Here is a 5,303-nt window from a genome sequence, read left to right on the forward strand (position 1 = left end):
GCGCAGGGTACTCTTCTTCTGGCGTATGCTCAGCTAACTTAACGATTGAACTGATTTTAGCGCCATGGCGACGTACAGAGCGGTAATCAAAACCTTCTTGCTCCATGTGCTTAGGGTCTTTCATCGCAAAACGCGCCACAGCCCATAGGTCTTGTTCTTTGAAAACAAAGTTCAGCGCTAAGTCACGCTTAATCGCTTCTTTTAAACGCCAAGTTGCTAGCGGTCTTAAAATAGCTAGCTGCTGAGGCTTTAGCTGCCACGCGCCTTTAATATCAAGGTAAGCGTTATCTGGGTTTGCTTTACGGATGCGCTTAGCCACTTGTAAATCAGACTCTTGCTGTGCCGCTTCCCACCAGCCCGCTTCCATCACTTTTTCTAGAAGCTTGTTGTACATTGGCATCAAGTAGTGAACGTCTGCTGCTGCGTAGTCGAGTTGCTTTTGAGAAAGCGGACGCGCTAGCCAGTCGGTGCGAGATTCACTCTTATCTAGGTCAACGCCTACAAACTCTGAAACGAGAGCTGCAAAGCCAGTTGAAAGACCATGACCTAAGAAGGCTGCCATGATCTGCGTATCAACCATTGGCGTTGGCGTACAGCCAAATGCGTTCTGGAACACTTCTAGATCTTCGCCACACGCGTGCAAAACTTTCAGTACTGAAGTGTCTTTCAATAACCCAACAAACGGGGTCATTTCATCAAGAGCAATAGGATCAATCAGTGACAGCGTTTCACCATCAAATAACTGAATTAAGCCTAATTGAGGGTAATAGGTTCTTGTACGAACGAACTCTGTATCAAGCCATAACAACATCGGCTTCACGTGCTTGTTGGCAAACTCGCTCAAGGTCTTTCACTTGGGTAATGATTTGATAATCCACAAAAACTCTCACTGATTTTACTTTGATCGCCGGATACAAAAATGCCGACATTAACTGTCGGCATTCTAACACCATTTTTCAGCGCTCGCTTAGATTAAGCGCTGCTATGGCTTATGGTGCATCATCTTCTCGTAAATGAGCTCGTTACTCGCTTGCGCGTTTAGCAAGCTCAGCATCGTTCTCTTCACGAAGCACTCGGCGTAAGATCTTACCTACATTGGTTTTTGGTAGTTCTTCACGGAACTCAATCAATTTAGGGATCTTGTAGCCCGTTAGGTGCTCACGACAGTGCGCGATAATGTCTTCTTTGGTTAGGCTCGGGTCACGTTTCACAACGTAAATCTTAACCAACTCACCTGACACTTCATGAGGTTGACCGATAGCCGCAACTTCTAACACTTTGCCATGCAGAGCCACAACATCTTCAATCTCGTTCGGGTAAACGTTGAAGCCCGACACTAGAATCATGTCTTTCTTACGGTCAACGATGTACAACAAGCCTTCATCATCAAACTTAACGATGTCACCTGTCGATAGCCAACCGTCTTGATCGATCACTTCTTTGGTCGCTTCTGGACGCTGCCAGTAACCTTGCATCACTTGAGGACCACGGACCTGCAATTCACCCACTTGGTCATTGCCAACCACTTTACCTTCATCATCAACAATACGAACTTCTGTTGATGGTACTGGCAGGCCGATTGCACCCGTATAGTCTTTCAAATCGTATGGGTTACCTGTGACCAAAGGAGCACATTCAGTTAAACCATAGCCTTCAAGTAGGTGGACACCTGTCGCTTTCTTCCATTGCTCAGCAACAGCGCGTTGAACCGCCATACCGCCGCCAACAGATAAACGCATGTTACTGAAATCCAACTCGTGGAAATCTTCGTTATTCACTAGCGCATTGAACAAGGTGTTTACGCCAGTAATCGCGGTAAACGGAACTTTTTGTAGTTCTTTAATAAAGCCAGGAATGTCACGAGGGTTAGTAATCAAAAGGTTACGACCACCCATCTCAACAAACAGTAAGCAGTTCACTGTCAATGCAAATACGTGGTAAAGCGGCAATGCCGTTACCACCAATTCACGGCCTTCTTGTAGCACAGGGCTGTATGCCCCTTTAGCTTGAAGTACGTTCGCAATCATATTGCGGTGCGTTAGAATTGCGCCCTTCGCTACACCCGTTGTACCACCTGTGTACTGTAGGAATGCGATGTCATCACCCGCCATAAACGGCTTCACATATTGAAGACGACGGCCTTTGTAAAGTGCCTTTCTGAATGAAATGGCACCCGGTAGATCGTACTTAGGCACCATACCTTTTACGTATTTCACTACGAAGTCGACAATCGTACCTTTCGCTCGTGGCAACATTTGCCCAAGGCTAGTGAGTACAACGTGTTTAACCGGAGTTTTATCAACGACTTTCTCTAGTGTGCTCGCAAAGTTAGAAACGATAACAATCGCCTTTGCGCCAGAGTCATTCAGTTGGTGTTCAAGTTCGCGAGGCGTGTACAGTGGGTTGACGTTCACAGCAATCATACCTGCACGCAGTACACCAAACAGTGCAATTGGGTATTGCAGCAAGTTTGGCATCATCAGCGCGACACGATCGCCTTTCTTCAGTTTTAGATCATTCTGCAAGTAAGCAGCAAAAGCACGACTGCGCTCTTCAAGCTTACGGAATGTCATAATCGATCCCATGTTCTCGAATGCAGGTTGGTCGGCGAACTTCTGTACCGACTGTTCAAACATTTCAATGAGAGATTGGTACTGATCTGGGTTGATCGTTTCTGGTACGTCACTTGGATAACGTGAAAGCCAAGGTTTATCCACGATGTTACTCCTCGTTTATCAGCTGACGACTGCTTCGCCGCTTTTTATCATTGCGGTATTACAGCACAGCTTTAGTGCATGAGCACTAAAAGGCTCAAACACTTGTTTAAATTTTGTTAACTACACCAAGAATTAGCTCTGAAACTAGCTCTGGGCTCTCTAAATGACAATGATGTCCGCCAGGAATCGTCTCTATATTCAGAGGACTATGCGCTGATTTGTAGCGATTATGCTGCAAATGTCGGTATCCATCATTCCCTAGGATTATTAATTGAGGGCATTCAATAGCCGCCATAATCGCTTCAGCGTGCGCCTGTGACATTCGATATAACGAGTCACATTTTAGATTAGGGTCGCATCGCCATTGCCAAGAGTTCTCAAACTCGACAATACCTCGCTCAACAATAGGAGCGATTAATTCAGCATTAATTTGGTTGGCGTGAGCTCTCAGCTTAATAGCATCCTCAAGACTTGCCAGAGGACGTGAAGGCTTTCTTCGCTGTCGAAGACGACTAAGTACCCCATCCCTCAAGCGAGAGACTGTTTCGTGGGGAGCTTCAGAAAGAGGTCCGTGACCTTCAATTTGAATTAATCCTGACACATTTTCAGGAAAGGCGGCACTATAGCAACTTGCTATCAATGCACCAAGTGAATGTCCTACCAGCACCAGTCTGTTTGGCGATAATTTGGTCACTAGCTGGTGTAAATCATCAATATAGTCGTGAAATGGGTAGTAACTCCCCGACTTATGCGACGAGAAACCGTGCCCAAAAAGATCGATCGCAACCAAGTGAGTATCTGGAGAAAGCTTAGAGACTTGCTGCATGACCTGAGTAAAACTTGCGGAATTGTCTAGCCAGCCATGAATAAAAACGACCGTCGTTACGGTCGTTTGTGGGTTGCCAATCTGTTGTGTTGCAAGTGTCCCGCTCGCAAGGGAATATGACTGTTCAATCATTGATAGTATGGTGTCCCTGTCATTGGGTATGTCGAGTTAAGGTTCGACTATTGCACATCTTGAATCACACGCCCTGACTTAGGCATGGTTTGAAAACTGCGACAATGTAAACTGCGGCAAGAGTAGTAAGTTGGCGCAAAGTCATTAATAACCACTCTTTCAGTGATCTGCCATAAACGTTGATTGTAGACATTCATGACTGGGAAAGTGTAAGGGTATTCACCAACCATACCGTCTTCAGTGCTATTTGATGTGCCAACTAAAGTAACTAAACGACCCTCAGCAAAGCTCAATGGTTCAACATAGCCGTCAATGTAACCAACAAAACGTCCTTTTGGTTCGGCATCAATATCAGGCTTACCACTACTAGAGATAGGTAAGTTCACCACTTCAACACGCGTTTTATCTTTCAGATTAGTGACTTTAGCAATCACGCCACCCAAACGAACATCACCGGCATCCGGTAGTGTGTTTACCCACTCTTGGTAGTCAGTTACCACCTGTTCTGAGTTTGCATTAAGTTCTTTAGGTAAAGAGGAGCACCCCATCACCATCGTAGAGAAAGCGACAAGGAAAAATAAGCGAGATTTAGATATGAGAGAATACATAATGCAGCTCCTTAGAGCAGGATAAATGAAAACACAAAGCTAGATATAAATATCGACCCCAATTAGCTTTGCAAGTTCCTCTTTTTTAGCTTGATTCATCACATCCATATACTCCTCCATCGCACGTCGTCCGCGCCCTTCTGGAAGATCATATTGAATCTGAGCCTTGTGAATCTCAGACTCTTTGACCTGGCGAATAGAATGCGAGACAGCATTCGCAACCTTAGTTGGCTGACCAACAGAGGTCTTTGCATCGCCTTTTTTTACCTCATTCTTTTTGTTGGTTCGATTGGTTTTAGATGTATTGCCTATCGAAGAAGGAGGTAAGCCGTTGATTGAAACCATGCTTAAAGAGTTTATTACCTGACTTTAATGATTGTGTATCTAATTTTAATAACGGCTCTACAAAATAAACTGCAGAGCCAAAGTAATACGTATTTACTCGCGACCAGGCAGTTTTTTCCAAGTCACTTTATCACGTAGGTAAACCGGCTCAGACTCTTCAGCAGCAACCGCTTTGCCTTCAGCATAAGCAAATTGAGCAAGGAACGCCATGTCTTGAGCTTCTGGGAATAGCACTTCACACACTTTGGTGTTGATCGCTAGTGTGTCCATGTGCTCTGCATATGCTTCCCAACCTGTGCCTACTTTTGCCCATGTGTTGGAGTCCGCTTCAAGCTGTTCAGCCAATTCGCTTGGAGGCGTTACACATTCCGCATCGACCGCAGTCCAACGACCATCATCTTCACGGCTGTAACGAGCCCAGTAAACTTCACTCATGCGAGCATCAATTGCTGTTGCAACATGAGTTTCGCCAAATTTACGGTAGCTGCCTTGCGCCATCGCTGCCAGTGTAGACACACCGATCATCGGCAAATCAGCACCAAAAGCTAAGCCTTGAGCAATACCAATGCCAATACGTACACCCGTGAAACTGCCCGGGCCTTGGCCAAACGCGATCGCGTCGATATCGGTTAAAGCAATATTCGCTTCTTTCAGTACTTCATCAACCATAGGTAG

Annotated in this window: 5 protein-coding genes and 1 pseudogene; all 6 read right to left on the reverse strand. The window is 45.5% G+C overall.

Annotated elements, in window-relative coordinates:
- Positions 1-878: pseudogene (gene rnd / locus AB4653_RS20590) on the reverse strand (ribonuclease D); the annotation flags it as partial.
- Between the two features lie 144 nt (positions 879-1,022).
- Positions 1,023-2,717: a long-chain-fatty-acid--CoA ligase FadD gene (fadD, locus tag AB4653_RS20595; protein WP_009847299.1), complete on the reverse strand. Its 1,695-nt coding sequence runs from the start codon at positions 2,715-2,717 to the stop codon at positions 1,023-1,025.
- Positions 2,718-2,823: 106 nt separating this feature from the next.
- Entirely contained in the window at positions 2,824-3,675 is an 852-nt protein-coding gene (locus AB4653_RS20600) for an alpha/beta fold hydrolase (protein ID WP_009847300.1), read from the reverse strand.
- 47 nt (positions 3,676-3,722) lie between these two features.
- Positions 3,723-4,283 carry a Slp family lipoprotein gene (locus AB4653_RS20605; protein ID WP_009847301.1) on the reverse strand — a complete coding sequence of 187 codons (561 nt, stop codon included), beginning with the start codon at positions 4,281-4,283 and terminating at the stop codon, positions 3,723-3,725.
- Positions 4,284-4,322: 39 nt separating this feature from the next.
- Complete coding sequence (locus AB4653_RS20610) at positions 4,323-4,628, reverse strand: hypothetical protein (protein WP_009847302.1); 306 nt, start codon at positions 4,626-4,628, stop codon at positions 4,323-4,325.
- A gap of 93 nt (positions 4,629-4,721) precedes the next feature.
- A partial coding sequence (tsaB, locus tag AB4653_RS20615; RefSeq protein ID WP_372105194.1) for a tRNA (adenosine(37)-N6)-threonylcarbamoyltransferase complex dimerization subunit type 1 TsaB occupies positions 4,722-5,303 on the reverse strand: 582 nt, incomplete at its 5' end.

The sequence above is a fragment of the Vibrio sp. 10N.222.48.A3 genome, from assembly GCF_041475345.1.
GTDB lineage: Bacteria > Pseudomonadota > Gammaproteobacteria > Enterobacterales > Vibrionaceae > Vibrio > Vibrio tasmaniensis_A.

Bases quoted from the DNA above. Each gene is read 5' to 3' on its own strand.
- AB4653_RS20610 (WP_009847302.1), bottom strand. From the start codon at position 4,628: ATGGTTTCAATCAACGGCTTACCTCCTTCTTCGATAGGCAATACATCT.
- AB4653_RS20600 (WP_009847300.1), bottom strand. From the start codon at position 3,675: ATGATTGAACAGTCATATTCCCTTGCGAGCGGGACACTTGCAACACAA.
- AB4653_RS20605 (WP_009847301.1), bottom strand. From the start codon at position 4,283: ATGTATTCTCTCATATCTAAATCTCGCTTATTTTTCCTTGTCGCTTTC.